Here is a 23,012-nt window from a genome sequence, read left to right as displayed (position 1 = left end):
AACTGCAGACGGGTCCTAGCCGTCGTGGTTCTGCGGCCCAGTGGAGCGCGCGGCCCTGCGGGCGGCTGCGGCGAGCCAGGGCCCGATGGAGCCGTCGTTGGTGAGGTCGGCGCGGTAGGCCAGCGCCACGGCCAGGTAGCGGTGGACTCTCCAACTGTATCGCCACCGGTAGCTGCGGTAGACCTTGTCGGGACAAGGGGCAAGGCCGCCCCCGTCGCGGGCGCTCCACATGGTGAGGCGCCACACCCCTCCCCCGTCACCCAGGTACTTGTGCGCGCCCTGGGCCATTTCCACGTCGGGGAAAGCGAAGACCTGGACGGAGACGTAGACGGGGTTCTCGGGCGTGGCGTGGGGACCGGGCTGCTCCGCGTAGACGCCGGCGACCACTTCGGTACAGTCGCGGCGCGCGAGTTCCCCGATCAGGTCGCTGGGGCCGGCTTCGCGGGAGGGGCGGGTGTCCTCGGCGATCCGGGCGAACTCGATGTCCATGTCGTTGGTGAACCGCCGCGGCAGCAGTGCGTCTGCGGTGAACGGCGTCTCGTCGGTGGAGGCGCGGTTCCAGGAGTCGGGCGAGGGCGGCCGGGGCGCGCGCCGCGTGTCGTCCATCAGGCGGGTGCGCTGGGTCGGGGGCATCGCCGCGGTGGGAGCGTCCGCTGCCGCGCACGACGCCAGGAGTGCCTGAAGCCGCTGTTGGACCTGCTGTGCCGACCGGGGGCGCCGGTCGGGGTTGCGCTCCAGTAGTTCGGCGACGAGCGCGGTGAGCTCTAGCGGCAGGCCGGGGCGGAACGCGTCGAGGGGCGGGGCCTCCTCGTCGAGCTTGCGCCGCACGACCGCGAGGCTGTTGTGCCCGGTGAAGGGCGGCCGGCCGGCGAGCATCGCGAAGAGCGTCCCACCGAGTGCGTACAGGTCGGAGCGTTCGTCGCCGCGTTCCGTGAGGAACTGCTCCGGTGCGCCGAACTCCGGCGTTCCGGCCGGGGTCAGTTGGGTGGAGCGCGCCACGGTGAACGCGGCCTGGACGAACCCGGCGATCCCGAAGTCGATGACCTTCACCAGTCCGTCGCCGGTGACGATGACGTTGTGGGGCTTGATGTCGTAATGGATGACCTGGGCCCGGTGGGCGGCTTCCAGCGCGGCGCAGATGCCGCTGGCGATGGCCACGGCACGCGTCACGGGGAAAGGACTCTCAGCCTGGAGACGCGCTGTGAGCGTCTGGCCGTCCACCTTCTCCATGACCAGAAACAACACGTCGTCGCGGATGCCCCGGTCGTACAGGGCGGCGACGTTGGGGTGGACAATCTGGGCAGCGGCGACCGCCTCGCGCTCGAACCGCCGGGGCAGGTCGGCCTGGGCGATCCCGTCGGGATCCAGCAGCTTGAGCGCGACCTCACGGTGGAGCGCGCGGTCCCGCGCGCTCCACACCTCGCCCATGCCGCCTCGGCCCAGACGGTCGATCAGCTCGTAACGGTCCGCGAACAACTTCCCCCGCTCCACGGCGTCAGCATACGAGACGCCTCCACACCTGCGAAGACGGCGGGTGCGGCGGCCGCCACACCGTCTCTCCAACCTCCTCGGCGCACACACGGGTTAGTCCTGGTGACGATGCCGGTGAGATCTCAGCCGACCAGGCCACCCACCGCAGGCAGCGAGGCAGACCACCCGCCTTCGAGCCGGGCATGAGTTCGGCGGACTGCTCGGCCTGGCCAGCCGGGAGGGCCCACACCACCGGAGGGCGACTTGATGCCGACGAACGGGCCGTTGGGACAGAAGTCGCACGCGGCTCCCGCGTTCTCCATGTTCATCGGCTCGGCGACGACGGCCTCGTCCCGGGGAGCCGGGACGCCGATGATCGATTCGAAGACCGTGTTGGGTACCATGTCCTACATCACTACCGGCGCTGCGAATGGTGATGCCCTCCCGGCCGCCCTTCTGTCGTCAAACGATCGTTTGACGACAGGCAGCCAGCGCGTCCAATGAACCCGTGCAATCTGGGGGTTCGCGGCGGCGTGAATCCAATCAGATCCGATGGTGATTGCTGACAGGGTTGACGACAGATAGGGGTCCGATCCTCCGTACGGAAGGGGCCCTTCGGTGGCGAACCTGGTCTACAAGCGGGTCTCGACCGACCAGCAGTCCACCGCCCGGCAGAACCTCGTCCTGGACGAGGCCGGGATCGAGGACCCCGTCGTCTTCGAGGAAGACCCGGGCACCTCCAGCCGCCTCCACCCCCCTCCAGCGCCCGAAGTTCCGCGAGCTGCTTACCTACGCGCGGCCGGGCGACACCGTGCTCATCTCCGAAATGTTCCGCCTCGTACGCGGCACCGGGCACATCCTCGACGTGCTCGACCTCCTCCACCGCGATCAGGTGGCGCCGCGTATCCACGACGGCGCGTTCTCCGCGATGGACCTCACCGCCCGCCACCCGCGCACCGGCGAGCTACTGTCCACCGTGAAGTTCATGGTGCAGACCCTCGCCGCCGCCGGCGAACTCCAGCGCGACCTCCAGCGCGAGCTGACCTACGACGGACTGCGCGCCGCCGAGGCCAAGGGCGGCAAGGGCGGACGCCGCCCCGCCGTGGCGGCCATGAAGACCGACGCCGTACGCACCGCCTACCTGGAAGGCCGCTCCATCGCTGCCCTCGCACGCGACCACGGCGTCAGCCGCGGCGCGATCCGCACGGCGGTCGCCGACCTCATGCCCGACCACAACGCCATCGTGCAGGAGGACACCCCCGCTCCGGAGCTGCCGGTCACCCTCGACGTGCTGGGCAAGGTCGCGGACTTCCTCCGAGCGTCCGACCTGGAGCCCGCCGAGCAGGCCGCGCTCGACCAAGGGGTGCCCGTACGACGCGGCCAGGGTGCCCCTGCCGTCCCTGCCCAGCGCAAGACCCGGCGCGAGTACGAGAACCGCGTCACCGGCCTCGGAGCACCCACCTGAACAAGATCACCGGCTTAGCGTTAACCGCTGTACCGATGTTCCCCGAGGCCGTACCTGGCCGAGCAGTTGGGGATCGCCGATGCGTCGTGTCCGAAGGAGTACGGCGAGCGGGACGGGACGGCGCGTACGCACGCCGGGGAGATCCAGGAGGCCGGGGGCTGGTGGGACTTCGCCAAGGTGCGGGACGAGCTGAGCGAGTGGCTGGACGCGCGGGCCTGGACGACGGGCGACGGGCCGAAGTCGCTGTTCGACGCGGCGGGCGAGTAGCTGCGCGAGCGCCTCCAAGTGGGGCGACCCGCGGGCCAAGCTCCTCGACGGGGAGGCGTGGCAGCAGACCAAGCCCACCGTGCTCGCCTCGCTCAACCTGCCCGCCACGGCCGGGGAGCACCTGGCCGCGCGGGCCGCGCTGCTGCCCCTGCGTCCATGAGCACGCTTGCATCAGATGTCCCGTCCTGCGGCCCGATCCCGAGCAGATGCCCCGCCTGGAGGAGATCCACGCGAACCTGCTCGACCGGCTTCAGGAGGCCAAGGAACAAGGCTGGCTCGGCGAGGTCGCCGCGATCGAGGCCAGCCTCGCCGCCGCCGAGCAGAAGCTCGCCGCCATGCGCGACCTCGCCACCCGCACACCACCGTCCACCTGGGCATGCCCGATTTCCGCAGCGTCGTCGCGCGCATCGACTCCGAGCAGCGAAACGAGGATGCGGAGGGGCAGTCCTGAGCACTACAACGAGGGGATGACCGTCTTCCTGTGTTCCAAGTGCGGCACCGCGATCACGCCGGAGCTGGCCGAGATTGCCGCCATCCCTGACGTCTCAGACGACGAGCGCGACCGGGACAAGGAGACGCGCCGGGCACCTTCCACCGTTCCGCGGGGCCACTACGCGATCGATCCCGAGCCCTGGGGACCTCCCTACGTCGTGCAGGACGATCAGGAGCACCCGAAGCCAGCTCAGTCGCGCGGACCCGTGGTCTGCCGTGAAGAAAGCTTCGTCATCTCGGCCGGCAGTCGACACACAGTGATGGTGCACCCTGATGACGCCGTCGGCCTTCAGCCACTGCCCAACTGGGAGAACAGCAACGGGTGCTGCGGACCGACAGGCGACGAGGGACTCAACCGGGCCTGCCCCTGCGGCGCTCCGGTCGCGACTCTCGCGGCCGACTGTTTCGGGCCCTTCGAACTGCACCTCGATTCCGTCCGGACCTACGCGTTCTCCCAGTAAGACCGCGAAGCGCGCGCGGACGACGTGCACGACACGCCCGACGGAACCCGTCCACCCAACTTCTCACGACTACTTTCCGTGGTGAACGACGGCCCGCAGGCGGACCTGCCGCCGAGCTGGACTAGGGTCCGTCTTCAAACGGATCTTGCCCAGAGCAGGAACGATGCGAGGGTGACCGCCGCTTGGTAGGAAGTGGCGGTCTTTTCGTATCTGGTGGCGATACCGCAGAAGCCCTTGAGTCGGTTGAAGCAGCGCTCGATCATGTTGCGCCGCCGGTAGGTCCCCCGGTCGAACCCTGGCGGTCGGCCGCCGTGGCCACCGCGCCTCAGCCGGTGCCGTCGCTGGTCGGTCTTCTCGGGATGGTGTGCGCAATGCCGCGTCGTTGCAGGTAGGCGCGGAAGCCTCGAGAGCTGTAAGCCTTGTCCGCGATGACCTGGTCGGGCCTGCACCGAGGCCGGCCCGGGCCGGTGCGGGGAACATGGATCCGTTCCAGCAGAGGGCGTGCGCAGACACTGTCGTGGCGTTGGCCGGGCGTCACCAGGATCGCGAGCGGCCGGCCCTTGCCGTCGCAGGCGAGGTGAATCTTGGTGGTCAGCCCGCCTCGGGATCGGCCAAGGGCGTGATCGTCCGGTTCGTCCCGCCGGTGCCGCCCCCTTTTCGGCCGGTGGCGGCAGCGTGCTGGTGGGCGCGGACGATGGTGGAGTCGATCTGGACCAGCCAGTCGATGTCGCCGGCCGCGTCGGCACGAGCCTGGATCTGCTGGAGGGCTTGGGTGAACACCCCGTCGAGGGCGTAGCGGCGGAAGCGCGTGTACACGGTCTTCCACGGCCCGTAGCGTTCCGGCAGGTCACGCCAGGAGATCCCGGTGCGGATCTTGTAGACCATCCCGTTGAGGACCTGCCGGTCCTCCACGCGGGGTCACCCCGTAGCGGCCCTGGGTATCAGCGGAGCGAGCAATTCCCACTCCCGGTCAGTGAGTTCATGACGACGTACCACGACACCACGATCCACCACCCGGGTGATCTTTGAAAGGGACCCTGGGTGCCCGGGCCGGGAGCCGGAGTCAGTCCGCGGTCTTTGTGAAGTCCAGGTCGGCATGGCGGACGGCGTGGGAGGCGGTGGAGACCGTGGCGCCGAGCATGCTGATGCAGCCGAAGAGGAGGAAGGTGGGGCCGGCGCCCCACCCTTCCGCCAGGAGGCCGAAGAGCGGGAACATCACCGGGGTGATGCCGACCGCGCTGAGCGCTTGGACGGAGGCGACCCGGCCCTGGAAGGCGAGGGCGGTGTTGGCCTGCATCAGGGCCAGGGCCAGACCGCCGCAGAGGCCGGAGACCAGGCCGGAAACGAGCGCCACGGCGACCGCGAGGGCGAGGTTCGGCATGACGCCGATCAGGCCGATGCCGGCGGAGGCGACGAGCAGGGCGATGTTGTGCCAGTGGCCGGCCCGATGGAAGCGGCCGCGCACTACGAGCAGGAGCGAGGTCGTGCAGACGCCGGCGCTGAGGGCGGCGTTCACCCAGGCACCGCCGGAGGGGCCCCAGCCGCGTTCCTCGGCGAGGAGGATGACGCCGATCGCCATCGGCGGGATGCAGCCGATCATGGAGAGCAGTCCGGAGAGGACGAGCGGGCCGACGACGGGCTCGTGGCGCAGGTAGACGATGCCGTCGACCAGGTCGCGGCGGGCAGTTGAGTCCGCGGCGGGCTGTTCCTCGGGCGGCAGCGGGGCGAGCCGGATCGCGACCAGGAGGAGCAGCGAGAAGGTGAAGAGGATGCCGGTCACGGCGAACGCGGCGGCGGGGCCGCCGAGCCCCATTGAGAACCCGGCGAGCGGCGGACCGGCGATGTGGCCGGACCGCTGCACCAGATTGCGCAGGCTCTGCACCCGCATCAACTGGTCGCGGCCGGTGAGCCGGGGCGGCATCGCTCCGACCGCCGGCATGAACAGGGCGTCCACGACGCCGAAGACGAGGGCGAGCGCGACGAGCACCCAGAGGCCGGGCGTGCTGAACGCGAGCGCTGCGGCGGCCGCGAGGATCACCACAGCGCGGGCCGCGTCGGAGGAGATGACCACCCGACGCGGGCCGAACCGGTCGGCGATCACACCACCGCCGAGCATGAGGATCGCCCGGGGTATCGCGCCGACCGCCATCACCAGGCCGACCTGGGCCGGTCCGGCCACCTTCTGCGCGGCCCAGCCAAGCGCCACGAAGTAGGCGGCGTCGCCGACCACGGAGAAGGTGTAGGCGATCAGCCAGCGCAGGACGTTGCCGTCCCGGTGCACCGGGGTGGAGGGGGTGACGGCCATGGCGGGGGCGGGCGGGGCCGCTTCGTCAATGGGTTCATCTGCTCGCGAGGTCACAAACGCGCATGATCTCCCACAACGTCGGCCCCTACAACGAAGTTACCGGCCGGATGCCATGACCCTCCGGCGGCGGACTGCGGCACCTCCCTGGTGACGTGCGCGGCAGGTCGCCCGCGCTCTCGCGCTCCGGGGCCGCCGCCGTCAGCCGCTACCAGCGGACAGGGATACTCCGGACGTCACGGATGAGGAGGCCGGGGATCCAGGGAAGCGGCGGTCACCCTCGCATCGTTCCTGCTCTGGGCAAGATCCGCTTGAAGACGGACCCTAGTGCTGCGAATCCGGAGAGGCAGGGTGAGAAGGTCCGCCGGAAGGTGAAGGGGCTCGCTAAGCGCATCACCGGGAGCTCCCCCGCAGCCGAGGCGACCACAGTGAGCGGCCGATGAACGCCCCCGACCCCGTCGTTGCCCGCCCGGCCCGCCGGGAGGTGGTGTTGCGGATCGCCCTGCCGGGAATTCCGGCCTGCACCGCGGTACTCGGCACCGGCAGCGTCGGCTCGGCCCTGCTCCAGGGCACCGTCCCGGCAGCATCCCCGCTCGTGGTCCTCGCTCTCGGCGCGATGGCCTACGACGTCGGGCTCCGTGCCCTGCGCCGCCGCGACGGCTGACCACGCTGCCACACGGCAACGAGGTCCCTCCCGGGCCAAGCCAAGGTGCGTGCGCCCCGCCCCGCGCCTGACGCAGCTGGGCCTGGTGCTCTCGGCGCTGGGCCTGGGCCACCTTGGCTCGGCCAGCTCCTGCTAGTGCTGAGCCTTCGTGCCCGCCGCCTCGGCGGCGGGCGCCTCGACTTCGGCGAGGCGCGCCCACGCTGCCTTTTCCCGGGCGGCGCCCTCGCTCGGGGGCCCGGGGCGGCGCTGGTGGCCTCCCGGCTGCGGGCGCCGGTCGGGAGAGACGCAGACGGGCAGGGGCCTCAGTCGCCGTCCTGCGGGGGACAGTCACTCAGTGGTTCTTCAACTGCCGTCGCACGGGTCGTCGCCCACCGGCATCGGCTTGGTGTCGGCCGCCAGGCAGGAGGAGTACACCCGCGGCGGAGTGGGCTGCGACTGTGGTTCCCTCGCGGCGCTCACAGCGATGAACGCCACGACACCGGCACAGATCAGCCCCGCCATAGCGGCGAGCCCTGTACGGCGACTCACCGGTCGCCGCTGAAGTGGTCGAGAACTTCATCGCTGCAGTCGTCCGCGCCGACCCGGGTTCGACTGAAGGCCAGCACGCCATCGTCGTTGCCTTCCCTCTTGGCCTTGGCCAGCTGCGCCTCGATGTCCGCGATGTACGCGGCGCACTCCGCGCTGACGGGCTTCTCGGGCTGCGGGTCAGACGCCGGAAAGGCGTTCAGTGCAGCGGTGGCAGCGATGCCGGCCACACACAGCACCGCCCACACGGCAACCCACGGGCGGCGGCTCATCCGTAACGGCTTGGGCATGTAGGCATCCTACGAGCGTCGCAGCGGGCTGTCGCCGAAAAGATCGATGAGCCCGCGCGACCTGTACGTCACAGCGAAGATCACCCACCGGGATCTTGCGCGCCGCCGTACTCAAGGGCGTCGACCACACACGCACCAGCCAGGGGCCTGCCGGGCCCGGTGGCCGGTCAATCAGGGGCAGGCGGTGTTGAAGAGGGGGTCGAGCGGATCGCCCTCGTACCCGACGACGAGGTAAGCCGCTGCCACCGGCCCGCGGGAGCGCTCCACGAGCCGTGCCAGGACCGTCGCCTCGGATGGCAGTTCATCCAGGTCGATACCGAGCGCCCGGGCCGCACGGTCCCGTCGCCGCGCAAAGTCAGGCACGTCCTGCCGGTACTCGTCGGCGATCGCCTGAAGTTCTTCGGGCGTCCGGCCTGGAGCGTCTCGCCACCACGGCGCCACGAGACACAGCTGCACCAACTCCGGCAGTCCGAGCGCGAGCAGGCCGGCCTCGCCGTCAAGGCCCACGTACACCACGGGGCGTTCCTCACCGCCCTCGCCGACGAAACAGAACGCGTCCCCCGACCCGGCTCGCGCGAACTGCTCCAGCCGGGCCCCGGAGGCGAGCCGGACCCCCTCTTCCAACACGTGAGAGTCCGGGTCCGTCGCGTCGAGATCCGCGACGCCGGCAAAAAACGCGACGGCCCTCTCATCGGTTCCCAGAAGGGACAGCAAGGCCCCCGGCACGTCGGGCCGCCAGGTGGGCGCAACTGACCCGGCCGGTGCGTTCGATCCGTTCACCCGGCCACGGTATCCCTGGCGTGACAGCGGTGACTTGGTGGTGCAGCCGGGAGCCGATCTGACTGCATCTCGGCTGTGGGCGACGATGGCAGTCACGGCGGCAGTGCTGGGCTCAGCTCCGGATGCCGTCCTGTGGCGGTGACTCCTGGAAAAGGCGCGTAGAGGTTCGTCAACGGCGCGCGCCCAGCTGGTGCAGTCGGCTGCGGCGTCGAGACGAGGCGCGAGGTCTTGAGTGTCGCAGGGGGTGAGGATGAGCCAGCGCAGGACGACCTGCCGGACGAGCAGCCTGAGCTCGCGCAGTTCGGCCTCCTTCTGGTCAGCGAGCAGGTCTCCGTATACGTACTTCGATCGCGCGCTGTACGCCTTCTGCACTCTGCTCTCGACGCCCTCCCGCACAGAGCTGGGGAACAGGGCCGCCGTCCGGTCCGGATCCTCTCGCTAATGTGTGGCCGTCGGCGTGTACGTGCGGGTCGAGTTCGGGGCTGCTGCGCCGTGGTTGATGTTGGGCGCGGCCGCCGTGTGGGTGGTGGCCGCGTACCGGTGCGGCCAGGACGGCTGGGATGCCAACAAGCAGCCCGCCGCCCCCGCAGCGCCGGCCGACGGTGAGCAGCCGCAGGACACCGCTGGCACGGAGGCGGAGCCCGCGGCCGCGCCAGCGCCCACCGGCCCCCGCCCGTCTCCCCCGTCGCGCTCGTCACCGCGGTGCGCGGTATCGGCACCCCGCACGCCCAGCTGAAGCCCCTCGCCGAGCGCCTCGGTACGACCACCGACGCGCTGCGTGCCGCGGCTGCCGGGGTGGGGTGGCCGGCGACACCGGCTGCGCGTACCGGACGAAGCACCGCACCGCCGAGACCACCGATTTCAAGATCGTGACGCGGGGCTGGCTCGACGTCCGCAACCGCGACTCGGCCGCCCGGCCGTCGCCGGTCATCGAAGGCCGCGAGTACCGGCTGCGCTGGGCCATGCAGCCCCAGGACTACGTCGTCGAGAAGGGGCACCGGCTCGGCGTGGTGCTGATCTCCACCGACCACGACTACACGCTGCGCCACCCGCCCGGCACGCGGATGACCGTAAGGACCCGGACTCAGCAGCGTGACGCTCCCGGTGGCCCCCGGCCGGAAGCTGAGGAGCCGGCCCCGGGCCCCGCCCCGGACTCCCGTACCGGCGCGGGCCCGGCGGCCGCTGTATGTCCGCTGTACGGGCCGGTCTATGGCGCGTGCGTACCGTCTGCCGAAAGGAGGAGGGGAACTCATGATGCCGTCATTGAGCAAGGTCGCCGACCGGGTGCTCGAGCGTTTCGTGCCGAAGGCGTCCGCGTCCGCGGACACCAGCTGGTGGGAGTACTGCTACTGCACCGCCGACTGGCGCAAGATCTACCGCCTGTGTCACGTGGTGGGCGGACGGACCTCGTGCGGAAAGTGCGAGAACGTCCGCTACATCGGCTGCTGACAGAACACGAGTGCGGGGCGGGCGGCGCCGGCACGCGTCCGGGCCGTCCGCTCCCGTGCCCCACATACGAGGACTTCGCGCATGACCTACGTCGCTTTCACATGCCGGATTCTCTTGTTCGGTGTCTTTCTGCTGGCGCTCGCCGGAAAGGTGCGCAGCAGGACCGCCTTCGCCTCGTTCGCCCGGTCGATCACTGACCTGCGGCTCTTTCCCCGGAAGGTGTCGAGGGCGGCGGCCGCCGCGGTGATCGCCGGAGAAGTCGCGGTACTTCTGCTGCTCGTGCCCCCGCGAACGGCGCCCCTGGGGCTGGCTGCCGCGGTGCTCCTGCTGCTCGCCTTCACCGCGGGCATCGTGGTGGCACTGCGCGGCGGACGCCGCGCCCCGTGCCGTTGCTTCGGAGCATCGGCCACTCCGCTGGGACCGCTGCACGTGGTCCGCAACCTGATCCTGGCCGGAACGGGCGCGGCCGGCTTCGCGGTGATGACCGCGCTGCCCGCCGCCGGATGGCCGGCTCACGCCGGCGGCGGCGCGATCGCGGCGGTCGCGGCGATCGTCGCGGCCCTGCTGGTCGCCCGGCTCGACGACCTGGCCGCCGTCTTCCGCACCGGCCGGCCGGCCCCGGTCGCCGCCCGTCCACGCGCCGTCCACAAGTGAGGTCTCCTTCATGCCTTTTCTGATTGCCGCCGTCGTCCTGGTCGGTGTGCTGTGCCTGTTCGACCTGCTCCTCACCTTCGCGGTGCTGCGCCGGCTGCGCGAGCACACCGCGGAACTCGAACGGCTGGCGGGTCGGCCCGGCTTCTCCTCGTACGACCCGGGCATGCTGGTGGGCCACCGGCTTCCGGAAGCCGCCCGGGCATCCGGCGCCACCCTCGTGGCCTTCTTCGACGCGCAGTGCGACACCTGCCACGACCACGCGCCGAAGTTCGCCGTCCGGGCCCGCCGGTGCGGGGCGCTGGCGGTGGTGTCGGGTGACGGGGCGCGCGCCGATGAGCTGGTCGCCGCGGTGGGTCCGGCCGCGGCGGTGATCCGGGGTGAGGACGCCCACGCCGTGGCCGACGACATGGGCATCCAGGCCTTCCCCACCTTCGTGCTGGTCGACGGGGAGGGCTCCGTGGTGCAGGCGTCCACCGAGCTGGCCGAGCTGCCCGAGCCGGCCCCGGCGGCGTGAGCGTGGAGAACGGACCGCAGGCCGGGCCCGCCGGGCGGGCGGCCACGGCGGGGCCGAGGCAGACCGTGCGGCACCTCGGGGTCGCCTGGTCGATGTGCTGGCGGGCGGGACCGTGGCACGCGCTGGCGTACTCGCTCGTCACCGTCGTCCTCGGCCTGCTGCCCACCGCCACGGCATGGCTGACGAAACTCGTCGTGGACGACCTGGCCGGCGGACGACCGGAACACGTGCTGGAGTTGGCGGCGGGCCTGGCCGCCGTGGGCCTCGCGGCCGGTGTGCTGCCGCACCTGAGCGGTTACCTGCAGAACGAACTGGGCCGCCGACTGGACCGCTTGATGCAGGACCGCCTGTACGGCGCCGTCAACCGGCTGCAGGGGCTGTCTCGGTTCGAGAACCCCGGGTTCCGTAACGACCTCAACATGGCCATGCAGGCGTCCGGGGGCGGGCTCGGCCCCGTCACCACGGGCCTGTTCGACACCGCGCGCAACGTCATCACGCTCGTGAGTCTGCTCGGGACGCTGGCGCTGCTGAGCCCGTCGATGGCCGCACTCGTCACGGTGGCCGCCGTCCCCGCGCTCCTCGCGCGGCTCTCCCTGTCCCGGCGCAGGGTCGGCATGCTCGCGGGAGTCTCCCCTGCGGTCCGCCGCCAGGTCTTCTACTCGCTGCTTCTCACCGACGTCCGAAGCGCGATGGAGACCCGGCTGTTCGGCCTCGGCGACTTCCTCAAGGGGCGCATGCTCACGGAGCTCGCGATCCGGCAGGAGGGCGAACAGCGGCTCGACCGCCAGGAGGCGCGGACGCAGTCCCTCCTCGCGCTGCTGTCCACGGTGGTCGCGGGACTGGGACTCGTGTGGGCGGTGCGGGCCGCCACAACCGGGGCCCTGAGCGTGGGCGACGTGACGGCGTTCGTCGCCGCCGTGGCCGGTACCCAGGCCGCCCTGACCGGTCTGGTGGACAACGTCGCGATGGCGCACGAGGCGCTGCTCGTCTTCGGGTACCACGACAAGGTGATATCGCTCCCCGACGACCTGCCGTCGGCGGACCCTTCGGGGCGACTGCCGGCCCTGCGCCGGGGCATCGAACTGCGCGGCGTCTGGTTCCGGTACGCCGAGGACCATCCGTGGATTCTCCGGGGCGTCGACCTGACCGTACCGCACGGAACCGCGGTCGCCCTCGTCGGGCTGAATGGCGCGGGGAAAAGCACCCTGATCAATCTGCTCTGCCGTTTCTACGATCCGACCCAGGGGGCGATCTACTGGGACGGAGTGGACATCCGCGACGTGCCGCCGGCCGAACTGCGCCGTCGTATGGGCGTGTTGTTCCAGGACTACATGTGTTACGACCTGACGGCGGCGGAGAACATCGGCGTCGGGGAACTCCAGGCGCTCGACGACCGCCCGCGACTGCGCGAGGCCGCCCGGCTCGCCGATGCCGACGGCACCGTGGAGCGGCTGCCCCGTGGCTACGACACCATGCTCAGCCGCATATTCGCCGACCAGGCCGAGGACGACCCGCAGTCCGGGGTCGTGCTCTCCGGCGGCCAGTGGCAGCGGCTGGCGCTCGCCCGCACCCTGCTGCGCGACGACCGGGACCTGCTGATCCTGGACGAGCCCAGTGCCGGCCTGGACGCCCAGGCGGAGGCGGAGATCCACGCCCGGCTGCGCGAACACCGGGCGGGGCGCACCAGCCTGCTCGTCTCCCACCGGCTCGGCGCGGTCCGCGAGGCGGACACGATCGTCGTGCTGGAGGGCGGCCGGATCGTGGAAAGGGGAACGCACGAGCAGCTCATGGCCGGGGAGGGCGAGTACGCGCGTCTGTTCGCCATCCAGGCCGAGGGCTATCGCGCCCCTGACGCCCCGGACGCCCCGGACGCACCCGAGGCCGTGGACGCCCTGGACGCACCGCAGGCCCCGGACGCACCGGCTCGTCCGGACGTGGCGGACCGGCCCGGGGCACCGGCGGCGGAGCCGTCGCACGCGGTCATATCGCCGATCGGCTGAGCACCGGCTCCCTGTAGCGGACCTGGTCGCGGGCGGCGAGCTCTCGCGCGTACAGGCCCGCGAGATCAGGCATCCGGAACCCCTCACGCGCCACCGGAGTGAGCAGCCCGACGGTCACCAGGCAGTCCAGGGCCCGCTCGGTGGCCGGCAGGGCGGCGCCGATGGCCTCGGCGGCGCGCGTCGCGCTGAAGGACGCCCCGAGGGTGCACAGCCGGCGGAACGCCCGTGCGGCGGCGCGGTGTTCGGGGTCGTGGGCCGACAGCTCCCGGTAGCTCCTGGCGTACGCCGAGCGCATCGTCAGGTCGGCGACCCGTAATTCGTCGAGGGTGCGCGCCGGGTCGCGCAGCCGGGCGGCGAGTCCGGCGAGGCTCCCCTGCGGGCGGCCGGCGCAGCGGGCCCCCGCGATGCTGAGCGCGAGGGGGTTTCCGTGGCAGAGCCGTGCGATCTCCCGCGCCGCCCGGGGCTCCGCGGTGACGCGCGCGTCCCCGGCCAGCAGGGACAGCAGGCGGACGGAGTCCGTTTCGTCCAGGGGGTCCACCGGCACATGCACCGCGTCCAGCGCGGGCAGGACGCTCCGGCTCGTGACCAGCACCGCGCACCCCGGGCCTGCGGGCAGCAGCGGAAGGACCTGGCCGCGGTGGAAGGCGTTGTCGACGACCACGAGGACGCGCCGGCCCGCGACCATGGACTGGTAGTAGGCCGAGACCTCGGAGAGGGCGGTCGGCACGTCCGCCCTGGGCATGCCGAGCGAGCGGAGGAAGTGGCGCAGCACGGTGACCGGGGTCAGGGGGCCGGCGCCGGCCCGCGGGCTGTCGAGATCGACGTAGAGCTGGCCGTCGGGGTAGTCCGCGGCGGCCCGGTGGGCGACGTGCAGGGCCAGCGCCGACTTCCCACGTCCGGCCGGCCCGTGCAGCACCACGACCGGCGCCCCGGCGGTCGTCCCGTCCCGGGTGCACAGGGCGTCCCGCACCAGGGACGTCTCGTGCGCCCGTCCGGCGAACGGCCCGGGAGCCCGGGGGAGCTGGCGCGGCACCGTACCGGTGGCCGGGTGCGCGGGCCGCGCCGTCGTCAGGGCGGTGACCTCCGGGACGGACGTCGGATCCGGTTCCCGGCGCAGCACGGCCTGTTGGGTACGGCACAGCTCCGGCCCCGGGTCCAGGCCGAGTTCGTTGCGCAGCGTTTCGCGGGCGTCGGTGAAGGCGGCGAGCGCGCCGGCCGTGTCGCCGCTGTGGTGCAGGGCGAGCATCAGGCGGCTGCGCAACCGTTCGCGCAGGGGATGCCGGCGCACGGCCCGGCGCAGGGTGTCGACCACGGCCGCCCCGGTACCGCGCGCGAGTTCCACGTCCGCCTGTGCCTCGATCGCGCTCAGGTATCGCTCGGTGAGGTCCGCCGCAATGCCCTCCAGGGCGGGTCCTTTGACGACGTTCTCCAGTGGCGCCCCGTGCCAGAGTGCCAGGGCGCCGCCCAGTGCGCGGGTGGCCCCCGCCAGGTCGTGCCCGGCCGCCGCCTGCCGTGCCCGCTCGACGAGGGCCTCGAAGCAGGCGATGTCGGTCTCGCCGTCGTCCGTCCGGAGCGCGTAGCCGGAGCGGGACGTGATCAGCCGGGGGTGCGTGCCGTCCGCGGCGGGCGGCAGGAGCCGGCGCAACTGCATCACATACGTGCGCAGATTGGGCACCGCCGACCGGGGCGGGGTGCCGCCCCAGAGTTCTTCCACGAGGGCGGGCACGGAGACGACGCCGCCCCGGTGGGCGACCAGCATCGCGAGAATGGTGCGCTGCTTGTCAGCGGCTATACGGACGGTCTGGCCACCGTCCACGATTTCCAGCGGGCCGAGGGCCCGGAACTCGATGGTCATTCTTGTGGCTGTCCCCCGGTATGTGATTTTTACAAAGCACTGCCGCCCAGTCGGCGGACCGCCACGCCCATAATCCGGTCGGCCTCGAAAAATCCCCGATGACGGGAATCAATACTGTCCGGATTGTCGCCGAGCACCACCAGCCGCCCGTCCGGGACCTCGGCGAGGTCTCCGCCTCCCGGTATTCCTTCCGGAATACGGTCCCCGGGAAGCGCGGCGGCCCGCTTGATGTTCCATGCGCGGTCGCTCAGCGGTTCGTAGTCGCCCGTCCTTCGCGGGGGCTGCAGTACGACGATGTCCCCGGTCCGCACCTGGTCGACGGTGCGGCGTTCCACCACCACCCGGTCGCCGGGCGAAAGCGTCGGCGCCATGCTGGTGCCTTCCACGGTGACCACGGTGTATCGGCCGCGTATACGGAGCGCGGCAAGGACGGCGCCGGCGAGGCCGACAAGGAACCCAACGGCAATCAACAGAACAGGCACAGACACCCCCCGTGGGTTCCGCCGGTCGGTGTGATCGTGCCCGCCCGCCATATTGCCTGTCAATGTATTTCTTCTTGCCCCCGCGCGGCAGACCCGGGGGTGCGTCGCGCCCTGCTCGCCCCCTTTGCAACTCGCGTGGAAGTTGGGTGTCTATGGGTGTATCGGGCGGTTCGCTGGACACGGTTTGCGGACCGGCCCCTTCCGCTCGCTGTATCCGAACTGTACGAAGCGCCGTATCTGCCGTTGCTACGGTCGAATCTGCTTCTTTCCGGCAGTGCGTACTCGAAAGGAAACGGCAATGATGGGATTCATGGGGACGATGGGCGACAAGATTCTGGGCAGGCTCGTGCCCAAGGCCGTGGCTCAGGCGGACACCACCTTCCAGAAGATCTGCTACTGCAGCCAGCGCAACAGCTTCTACTACCGGCAGACCTGCCATGTGGTCGGTGGCTACACCTCCTGCGGCACCTGCTACCTCAGCTCGCCCTGCCGACCGTCGGCCTGACGGTGACATGGCGATCGGGCCGCGGACGCGCCGTCCGCGGCCCGATCGGCGCGCTGTTCGTCCGGAGGCCGCTCAGCCGTTGCCCCGCACCCGCTGCCGGGGGACGGCGGCGGCGTCCTTCGGGACCCCCAGAGACGCTTGCCGGTCCTGAAGGACGGTCTGCCAGAGGATGCCCTGCTGCCCCTGGGGCGACCGCTCTGACAGATCTTGCAGTCGGTGAAAATGCTGGGGCCGCCGCGGCGACCAGCACTCTGTGATCAGCGAAGTCACTCCCGCCCGCACGCCAGCAAGCACTGGGGTACCACCGTACGTCTCGTACTCCGTCATCGCCGCCTCCCACTGCCTGCAGCGTCGGGCACGGGGACAGGACCTCGCAGGTGGGGCACTTCCCGCCCGGGATCGCTGGATGAAGGGCGCGCACGTCATCGACAGCGGCCGCGAGCCGGTTGCGTTGATCGGCTAGTGGCACGACGACCCGACCGAGCACCGACTCGACGATCCACTGATTGCGGAGATGCTCGCGCTCGTCGGTCGGCGGCTTGGTGCCGGCGTGGAGGGCCAGAGTGCTCTCTCGGCGCAGTTGCATAGCGTCACTTGCGTCGAGCGTCGGCCGCAGCACTTCCTTCAGCAGCCGGTGAGCAGTCACCGTGCACTGGGCGGAGGAGGCATCTGGGAAGGCCTCTCTCAGCAGCGCCCACAAGGACCGGGAGGTCATCTGCGGCGATCGGCCGGTGGCAGGGGCCTCCGGATCGACCCAACCGCCGCTTGGTTGCAACCAGGTTGCACGCCCGGAGGGCACCCGGGAGCCAAGGTGGTGAGGGACGTGGAGTTGGGGAGGTGGTCGACATTTCCTTTGAGTGCGGGAGTTGTCCTGTGTCCAGGGGAGTTGTCGTTGAGACGCGATGTATCCGGCGGTAACAGGACCGTCCAGGAGTTGGCCGCTTACTGCCGATATACCACCGCTCTCCTCACGTGCTGCAAGGTGCCCGGGTACAAGCTGCCGGTGAGCGGCACCTCGATGGGGAGGGGCTTCCATGACTGGGAACGCACGAAGTGACCCGCACGGTCCATGCGGCCCCGGGCGGTCGACCATGCGGACGTCAGACAGACCCTCTCTCATCCAGCCCCGGCACATGGACCCGATATGACAGGTATTGATCCGCGCTCCCACGCAGCCCGCCGCCCCTGTCCCGCACCTCTGGACCATGAGCCGCTCGAGGACTGGGCCGACGTGCCCGTCGTCCGTGGTGACCGCGACGACGTACTGCCGCGCAGGGCCGGAGGCGCCGACCCGGTCACGGCGAGCAGACGCAGCCTCCCCTGTTCGGACTGCAACCTCGCCTTCGGCAGGCACCTGCACCTGCACGTCCACCCGGTGCCGGCCGAGGTGGGCAGAGTCCGCGAGGCCGTGCGTACAGCCCTCTGTGCGTGGGGCTGCCCGTCTCCCGTCATCGACGACAGCGTGCTGCTCGCCAGCGAGCTCCTGGGAAACGCTGTCAGGCACGGGCCGGACGCGCTGATCACGGTGAACCTCGTGCACGTCGGCGACAGACTGCTGCTCGAGGTCACCGACGCCTCCCCGGTACGCCCCACGGTCCGGCAGCCGGGGCTTGAGGAGGAGCAGGGGCGCGGGATGTTCCTGGTGCAGGCCTTCGCGTCCGCCTGGGGGTCGCGGCAGGAGTCCCACAGGGGGAAGACCACGTGGTGCACTCTCGCTCTCGACGGCGCCGTCCAGCCACCACGGCCGCCTCTGCACCCCTGATTGTTTCGTTGCCCCGACCGCCCCACCGCCCGGACCGCCCCTACCGCCCGGACCGCCTCCGCCTCGCCCCGTTGAGCCTTCCGTCGCTCGGTGAGTCTTTCCTCGCCAGAGCGGCGGTAGAAGGCAAGAGCGAGCGGTGGAGCCTGAGTCCGGGGCGGGTGAGGGATGCCGCCCCAGTACCGCCAGGACTCGGCCGGAACCCCGTCCGGTCCTTGCTCCCGGGCACCGGGCCTACCGGTTCCTACCGCCGGTATACCGCTGCTCTCCCGCTCACAGGCACGGTGAACGGGTAATCGCCGCCTCCGCAGGCGGTCTTGAGGAGGACCAGTGACCGGCGTGATGAACGACAACGGCCAGGGTGCGTCCGACCGGCCGGACGGAAGCCTCTACCGGTGGGACATCCACCACGTCTCCAACAGCCGGCATCAGCACGGGCCGTGCGGTACCTGCGTGACCGAGGACAGCGCACGCGCCTGCATCGAGGCGGCGCTGGCCGCCGCAGTCGGCCCGGACGTCTACGCCTGGGGTCTGCTCAGCCGCGTCTCCGCCGCGACGACGGACGCCGGGACGACACACGCCGGGACGGCACACGCCGGGACGACGGGGACGGAGCCGTCGTGGAGCCGTACGCCCGTCGCGTGGGCCGCACCCGGACCGGACGGAACAGTTGCCTGGCTGTCCCACGGCGGTCGGCCGCTCGTCGCGGTGCAGGGGGGCGAGACGTCGGCGGCGTCCGCGGAGAGCATCTCGTCACTGCTGTCCCGGTTCGGTCGTGAGGTCCGGCGGTACCGGCTCACCGTCGGACTCACCCAGGCGGAGTTCGCCGATTCCGTGGACTGCACCGAGACGACGGCCGGACGCATCGAGAATGCCCAGCAGATGCCGTCGTACGACTTCGCTCAACGGGCGGACCGGCTCCTGGGTGCCGATGGCACGCTGGTGAAACTGTGGCCGTTGCTCATCCGGTCCGCATATCCGGACTGGTTCTGGCATGTCATCGAGCTGGAACAGCGAGCCGGCTTCATCCAGGAATTCGAGTCCGTTGCCATTCCCGGCCTGTTGCAGACAGAGGCGTACGCGCGCGCCATTTTCACCGCCGCCCACCCGGTCGCCCCGAAACTGCGGATCGAGCAGTTCGTGGCCGCCCGTATCGACCGGCAGCGCATCCTCACCAGAGCCGAACCACCCCAGGTCATGGTGACCCTCGACGAAGGCGTCCTGCGCCGCTGCATCGGCGGGAGTCGCGTCATGAGCGAGCAGCTCGGGCATCTCCTGGAGCGCGCCGACCTGCCCAAGGTCCACCTCCAAGTCATCCCGTTCAACGTCCGGCAACACCCCGGCGGCATGACGCCCTTCCGCCTCATGGGATTCCGTGAAGGCACGGACGTCCTGTACGGGGAGACGTTCATCGGCGGGCAGACAACCGTCGACCCCGCCCAGATCCAGCAGCACAAGCTGGCTTTCAACCTGATCCAGTCCGAGGCACTCTCCCGGGACGACTCACGGGTTCTGATACGCGATATGAAAGAGGAATTGGACCGTGCATTCCACTGAACGGCCCTGGCGCAAGAGCAGCTACAGCATGGGAAACGGCGGCAATTGTGTCGAGGTGGCGGACGGCGCCCACGCCCTCGACGCCCACACCGTCGACGCGCCCGCCATCGACGTGCGCGACAGCAAGGTTCCCGACGGGCCGGTGCTCAGGTTCCCCGGGGAACAGTGGCAGGCCTTCGTCGCAGGTCTCAAGGGGCTCGCAGGCCTTGAAGGCCTTGGAGGCCGCAAAGGTTCCTAAGGCCTCCGACGCCGTCGTAGAGTTCACGCGAGTACGCGTGCGGTCTTGCCTCTCAAGGGAGTTCGAGCCGAGAATCCGTGATCCGCGCGTTCCGCGTCACCGTCGCCCAGGAGAGGGACACCACATGGTTGGCCAGGCCCGATCACTCGGCCGGCGCCCGCGTCCTGCCGCGCGACCGGCGTGCGTCCGACCCTGCCGGACCGGGTGACGGCGTACGGTGCGTGACATGCGGTATCGGATACTTGGGCCGCTCCAGCTCCTGCGCGACGGTCAGGAGGTTCCCCTCGCCCCGGCCAAGTGGCGGATGCTCCTGGCGGTGCTCCTCTGCGACGCGAACCAGCTGGTGTCCACCGACCGGCTGATCGCGGAACTATGGGGCGCCCGGCCTCCGCAGAGCGTGAACAAGCTGCTGCAGGGCTATGTCTCGCGGGTACGGCGCGCGCTGGGCGACGAGTCGGGTGAGCTGCTGGTGACGCATGTGCACGGTTACCGCGCCCACGGGTACCGGCTCGTCGTGGCACCGGACGAGGTCGACTCCCACCGGTTCGTCGAACTGGTGAAGCGGGGCGGACAGGAACTCGGCCGGAACTCGGCCGATGCGGCCGCCGCAGCCGCCGCCCTGCTCGACGAGGCGCTGGACCTGTGGCGCGACGTTCCGTTCGCCGACGTGCCGCCGACACCCGCCCTGGAGGCGGAGGCCTCGCGGTTGACGGCGAGTCATACGCAGGCGCGGGAGTTACGTATCGAAGCGCGGCTGCGGCTCGGCCACCATGAGGCCGTGCTGGACGAACTCGAGGCACTGATCGCCGAACATCCGCTCCGGGAAGCCCTGCGGGGCCAGTTCATGCTGGCGCTGTACCGGTCGGGCCGGCAGGCGGACGCCCTGGCCGCCTACCGGCAACTGCGCCACCGTCTGGCCGAGGAACTGGGCATCGAACCGGGTCCGTCCCTCCAGCAGCTCCACCAGCGGATCCTCACCGCCGACGCGTCCCTGCTTCTGGGACCCGAGCCCGGGCCCGAACCCGGACCCAAGCCGGAAGCCCGGGCTGAATCCAGGACCGGGCCCGTCCCCGAGCCCGTCACCGCTCGCGGACCAGCCGGCCGTGCCCCCGAAACCGACCCCGCTCCGTCCGACCCCGCTCCGTCCGGCCGCGCCCGCCCGGACCGTACCCGGCAGGACCGCGCGCCCGCCGGCGGTACGGAGACCGCGGCAGGCATACCCGCCCTGGTCCCCCGGGAACTCCCCCACGTCGGCAGCGCCTTCATCGGCCGCGCCGGCGAGAGCTCCGTACTGCGCAAGGTGCTGGACCGCGCCGACGACGGGCATGTGGCGATCGCCGCGATCGACGGGACCGGTGGCGTGGGCAAGTCGGCTCTGGCGATCCACACGGCCCATCAGCTCGCCGACCGCTTCCCGGACGGCCAGTTCTATGTCGATCTGCACGGAGCCACCGTCGGCCTGACGCCCCTGGAACCGGGTGACGTGCTCGGCCGGTTCCTCAGCACGCTGGGGCTGCCGCAAGTGGCCATCCCCACCCACCCCGACGAGGCGGCCGCCACGTTCCGCTCCATGGTCGCCGACCGCCGCATCCTCGTGGTGCTCGACAACGCCGCCGGTGTGGAGCAGGTCCGCCCGCTGCTCCCCGCCGGTCCTGGCTGCGCCGTACTGATCACCAGCCGCGAGATGCTCACCGCCCTGGAGGGCGCCACACACCTCCACCTCGGCGTCCTCTTCCACGACCAGGCGATGGAACTGCTGGAACGGCTCCTCGGCCCGGAGCGGGTGGCCGCCGACGCGGAGGCGGCGGACGCGATCATCAGGATGTGCGGCGGCCTCCCCCTGGCCCTGAGGATCGTCGGGGCCAGGCTGGCCGCCCGTCCCAGCTGGCCCCTGAGCGCGTTCGTCGAGCGGCTGACCGACGCCCAGGGACGGCTCGACGAGATCCGTGTCGGCGACGTGTCGGTACGGGCCAGCTTCCACGCGAGCTATCACGCCATCTGCCACGGCGACCATCCCACCGACCAGGCCGCGGCCCGTGCCTTCCGGCTCCTCGGGGTCGTGCCGGGGTCCAGCATGAGTCTGCCGGCGGCGGCCGCCCTGCTCGGCGTGTCGACCGGTCCGGCCGAGGACGCGCTCGAACGGCTGGTGGACGCGCATCTGCTGAACAGCCCCGCTCCGGCCCGCTACCAGATGCACGACCTGCTCCGCCTGTTCGCACGTGAGCAGGTGTGGGCGGAGGAGCCCGGGGCGGAGCGCGAACGGGCTCTGGAGCGCGTACTTCGTTTCTATCTCGCCGCCACGCAGCAGGCCGTGGCCTTCCTGGAGGTGCCGTCCTACTTCGACCGTCGCGCGCAGGATCACGTGCCCGCGGGCCTGGCCGGCACGCCGGGTCTCCCGACGGCGCGCATCAGGGACCAGAGGGAGGCCGAGGCATGGCTGGTCACCGAGCGCGCGAACCTGATGGCCACCGTCCTGGACGCGCTCACGCAGTCCGACTCGACGGCGCGCCTCGCTGTGCGGCTGACGGAATTGCTGCAGTGGTACCTCTACCCGTACGCCCGCGCCCGGGAGTTGTGGACCCTGGGCGAGGCCGCCGTGCGTACCGCCCGGCGTCTCGGCGACCGGGAGAGTGAGGCCTGGGCGCTGCACAACCTGTCGGCGGTGTACTGGCTGCACCGCCAGTTCGACAGGATGCGGCAGTGCCTGGAATCGGCGCTCGTCATCTGGCGTGAGACAGGCGACCGCGAGGGCGAACGGCGCTCCCTGCACAACCTCGCGGACGCCCTGACGGAGATCCAGTCGTACGAGGAGTCCGTGGCCCTGCAGACCCGGCAACTCGACCTGGCGCACGAGGCCGGCGACCGTGCGGCCCAGGTGACCGGCCTGGGCGACCTCGGCCGTGCCTACCGCGGTCTGGGCCGCGTCGAGGACGCCCTGACCTGCTTCGAGGAGAGTTTCCAGCACGCGCGGGAGTTCGGTGACAGCAGCCTGCAGAGCTTCGCCCTCCACGAGATCAGCGCCCTCTGCTTCGAACAGGGCAGGAACCAGGAGGCACATGAGTATCTGGAACGCGCCGGGACCCTCGGCGGAGGACACCTCACGACGTACGTCGGCTGGCGCGGCCACGCGTGGAGCGCGTTCTTCCCCGCCTGTCTCAGCCTGCGGATCGGCCCGGACACCGTCGGACCGCCGCCGCTGTGACGGGAGCCGGGCTGCGGGGGTGCCGGACATCGGTGCTCACGGGCCCGCGCGTGCGACTGGTCTACCGCCGCTATACCGGTG

At 71.0% G+C, this 23,012-nt stretch carries 19 protein-coding genes and 2 pseudogenes; 14 read left to right on the top strand and 7 right to left on the bottom strand.

Annotated features, from left to right (window positions below):
• Positions 1-15: 15 nt before the first annotated feature.
• Entirely contained in the window at positions 16-1,491 is a 1,476-nt protein-coding gene (locus IGS69_RS34180; protein ID WP_190904302.1) for a serine/threonine-protein kinase, read from the bottom strand.
• A gap of 790 nt (positions 1,492-2,281) precedes the next feature.
• Between IGS69_RS34180 and IGS69_RS34175 the strand changes: the two genes are divergently transcribed.
• The 3 genes from IGS69_RS34175 to IGS69_RS34160 all read left to right on the top strand — a co-directional run bounded on the left by IGS69_RS34175 (position 2,282) and on the right by IGS69_RS34160 (position 4,155).
• On the top strand, positions 2,282-2,935 hold the full coding sequence (locus IGS69_RS34175) for a recombinase family protein (RefSeq protein ID WP_232543727.1): 654 nt from the start codon (positions 2,282-2,284) through the stop codon (positions 2,933-2,935).
• A gap of 27 nt (positions 2,936-2,962) precedes the next feature.
• On the top strand, positions 2,963-3,202 hold the full coding sequence (locus tag IGS69_RS34170; RefSeq protein WP_332836581.1) for a DUF4158 domain-containing protein: 240 nt from the start codon (positions 2,963-2,965) through the stop codon (positions 3,200-3,202).
• A gap of 206 nt (positions 3,203-3,408) precedes the next feature.
• Positions 3,409-4,155 carry a hypothetical protein gene (locus IGS69_RS34160; RefSeq protein ID WP_232543725.1) on the top strand — a complete coding sequence of 249 codons (747 nt, stop codon included), beginning with the start codon at positions 3,409-3,411 and terminating at the stop codon, positions 4,153-4,155.
• 134 nt (positions 4,156-4,289) lie between these two features.
• On the opposite strand, the pseudogene IGS69_RS34155 reads toward IGS69_RS34160, so the two are convergent.
• Positions 4,290-5,151, bottom strand: a pseudogene (locus tag IGS69_RS34155) (IS5 family transposase).
• A 67-nt stretch (positions 5,152-5,218) separates the two neighbouring features.
• A complete protein-coding gene (locus IGS69_RS34150) occupies positions 5,219-6,460 on the bottom strand; it encodes an MFS transporter (RefSeq protein ID WP_190904300.1) in 1,242 nt (413 codons plus the stop codon).
• Between the two features lie 436 nt (positions 6,461-6,896).
• On the opposite strand from IGS69_RS34150, the gene IGS69_RS34145 reads away from it, so the two are divergent.
• Complete coding sequence (locus IGS69_RS34145; protein WP_190904299.1) at positions 6,897-7,121, top strand: hypothetical protein; 225 nt, start codon at positions 6,897-6,899, stop codon at positions 7,119-7,121.
• 524 nt (positions 7,122-7,645) lie between these two features.
• Here IGS69_RS34145 and IGS69_RS34140 read toward each other — a convergent pair.
• Both IGS69_RS34140 and IGS69_RS34135 read right to left on the bottom strand, forming a co-directional pair.
• Positions 7,646-7,936, bottom strand: a complete 291-nt coding sequence (locus tag IGS69_RS34140; protein WP_190904298.1) for a hypothetical protein — start codon at positions 7,934-7,936, stop codon at positions 7,646-7,648.
• A gap of 171 nt (positions 7,937-8,107) precedes the next feature.
• A complete protein-coding gene (locus IGS69_RS34135; RefSeq protein WP_232543724.1) occupies positions 8,108-8,716 on the bottom strand; it encodes a hypothetical protein in 609 nt (202 codons plus the stop codon).
• A 560-nt stretch (positions 8,717-9,276) separates the two neighbouring features.
• Between IGS69_RS34135 and IGS69_RS34130 the strand changes: the two are divergent.
• From IGS69_RS34130 to IGS69_RS34110, 5 genes and pseudogenes are all read left to right on the top strand, one after another.
• Positions 9,277-9,738 (top strand): annotated as a pseudogene (locus IGS69_RS34130) (CocE/NonD family hydrolase C-terminal non-catalytic domain-containing protein); the annotation flags it as partial.
• A gap of 229 nt (positions 9,739-9,967) precedes the next feature.
• Complete coding sequence (locus IGS69_RS34125) at positions 9,968-10,165, top strand: hypothetical protein (protein WP_031104392.1); 198 nt, start codon at positions 9,968-9,970, stop codon at positions 10,163-10,165.
• 81 nt (positions 10,166-10,246) lie between these two features.
• Positions 10,247-10,819, top strand: a complete 573-nt coding sequence (locus IGS69_RS34120) for a MauE/DoxX family redox-associated membrane protein (RefSeq protein ID WP_190904297.1) — start codon at positions 10,247-10,249, stop codon at positions 10,817-10,819.
• A gap of 10 nt (positions 10,820-10,829) precedes the next feature.
• On the top strand, positions 10,830-11,333 hold the full coding sequence (locus IGS69_RS34115) for a hypothetical protein (protein WP_190904296.1): 504 nt from the start codon (positions 10,830-10,832) through the stop codon (positions 11,331-11,333).
• A 2-nt stretch (positions 11,334-11,335) separates the two neighbouring features.
• Entirely contained in the window at positions 11,336-13,333 is a 1,998-nt protein-coding gene (locus IGS69_RS34110) for an ABC transporter ATP-binding protein (RefSeq protein WP_332836573.1), read from the top strand.
• Here the strand turns inward: IGS69_RS34110 and IGS69_RS34105 are convergent.
• A complete protein-coding gene (locus IGS69_RS34105; protein WP_190904295.1) occupies positions 13,314-15,188 on the bottom strand; it encodes an AfsR/SARP family transcriptional regulator in 1,875 nt (624 codons plus the stop codon). The two genes, IGS69_RS34110 and IGS69_RS34105, sit on opposite strands and share 20 nt — an antisense overlap.
• 29 nt (positions 15,189-15,217) lie before the next feature.
• Positions 15,218-15,721, bottom strand: coding sequence for a S26 family signal peptidase (locus IGS69_RS34100; RefSeq protein WP_190904294.1), 504 nt, complete (start codon positions 15,719-15,721; stop codon positions 15,218-15,220).
• A 247-nt stretch (positions 15,722-15,968) separates the two neighbouring features.
• On the opposite strand from IGS69_RS34100, the gene IGS69_RS34095 reads away from it, so the two are divergent.
• The 5 genes from IGS69_RS34095 to IGS69_RS34075 all read left to right on the top strand — a co-directional run bounded on the left by IGS69_RS34095 (position 15,969) and on the right by IGS69_RS34075 (position 22,931).
• The gene (locus IGS69_RS34095) at positions 15,969-16,175 is read left to right on the top strand and encodes a hypothetical protein (protein ID WP_232543723.1); all 207 of its coding nucleotides are present in this window, start codon (positions 15,969-15,971) and stop codon (positions 16,173-16,175) included.
• A gap of 1,231 nt (positions 16,176-17,406) precedes the next feature.
• Entirely contained in the window at positions 17,407-17,937 is a 531-nt protein-coding gene (locus IGS69_RS34090) for an ATP-binding protein (protein WP_190904292.1), read from the top strand.
• A 327-nt stretch (positions 17,938-18,264) separates the two neighbouring features.
• On the top strand, positions 18,265-19,491 hold the full coding sequence (locus IGS69_RS34085; RefSeq protein ID WP_190904291.1) for a helix-turn-helix domain-containing protein: 1,227 nt from the start codon (positions 18,265-18,267) through the stop codon (positions 19,489-19,491).
• Positions 19,478-19,729: a DUF397 domain-containing protein gene (locus IGS69_RS34080; protein ID WP_198427733.1), complete on the top strand. Its 252-nt coding sequence runs from the start codon at positions 19,478-19,480 to the stop codon at positions 19,727-19,729. The genes IGS69_RS34085 and IGS69_RS34080 overlap by 14 nt, the downstream gene beginning before the upstream one ends.
• Positions 19,730-19,955: 226 nt before the next feature.
• A complete protein-coding gene (locus IGS69_RS34075; protein WP_190904290.1) occupies positions 19,956-22,931 on the top strand; it encodes an AfsR/SARP family transcriptional regulator in 2,976 nt (991 codons plus the stop codon).
• Positions 22,932-23,012 lie beyond the last annotated feature (81 nt).

Origin of the sequence: Streptomyces tuirus (assembly GCF_014701095.1) — a bacterium.
Classification (GTDB): Bacteria; Actinomycetota; Actinomycetes; order Streptomycetales; family Streptomycetaceae; genus Streptomyces; species Streptomyces tuirus.
This window is presented reverse-complemented; position numbering and strand designations above follow the sequence as displayed.

Bases quoted from the DNA above. Each gene is read 5' to 3' on its own strand.
- IGS69_RS34160 (WP_232543725.1), top strand. From the start codon at position 3,409: ATGCCCCGCCTGGAGGAGATCCACGCGAACCTGCTCGACCGGCTTCAG.
- IGS69_RS34150 (WP_190904300.1), bottom strand. From the start codon at position 6,460: ATGGCCGTCACCCCCTCCACCCCGGTGCACCGGGACGGCAACGTCCTG.
- IGS69_RS34145 (WP_190904299.1), top strand. From the start codon at position 6,897: ATGAACGCCCCCGACCCCGTCGTTGCCCGCCCGGCCCGCCGGGAGGTG.
- IGS69_RS34140 (WP_190904298.1), bottom strand. From the start codon at position 7,936: ATGCCCAAGCCGTTACGGATGAGCCGCCGCCCGTGGGTTGCCGTGTGG.
- IGS69_RS34125 (WP_031104392.1), top strand. From the start codon at position 9,968: ATGATGCCGTCATTGAGCAAGGTCGCCGACCGGGTGCTCGAGCGTTTC.
- IGS69_RS34120 (WP_190904297.1), top strand. From the start codon at position 10,247: ATGACCTACGTCGCTTTCACATGCCGGATTCTCTTGTTCGGTGTCTTT.
- IGS69_RS34115 (WP_190904296.1), top strand. From the start codon at position 10,830: ATGCCTTTTCTGATTGCCGCCGTCGTCCTGGTCGGTGTGCTGTGCCTG.
- IGS69_RS34105 (WP_190904295.1), bottom strand. From the start codon at position 15,188: ATGACCATCGAGTTCCGGGCCCTCGGCCCGCTGGAAATCGTGGACGGT.
- IGS69_RS34100 (WP_190904294.1), bottom strand. From the start codon at position 15,721: ATGGCGGGCGGGCACGATCACACCGACCGGCGGAACCCACGGGGGGTG.
- IGS69_RS34095 (WP_232543723.1), top strand. From the start codon at position 15,969: ATGATGGGATTCATGGGGACGATGGGCGACAAGATTCTGGGCAGGCTC.
- IGS69_RS34075 (WP_190904290.1), top strand. From the start codon at position 19,956: ATGCGGTATCGGATACTTGGGCCGCTCCAGCTCCTGCGCGACGGTCAG.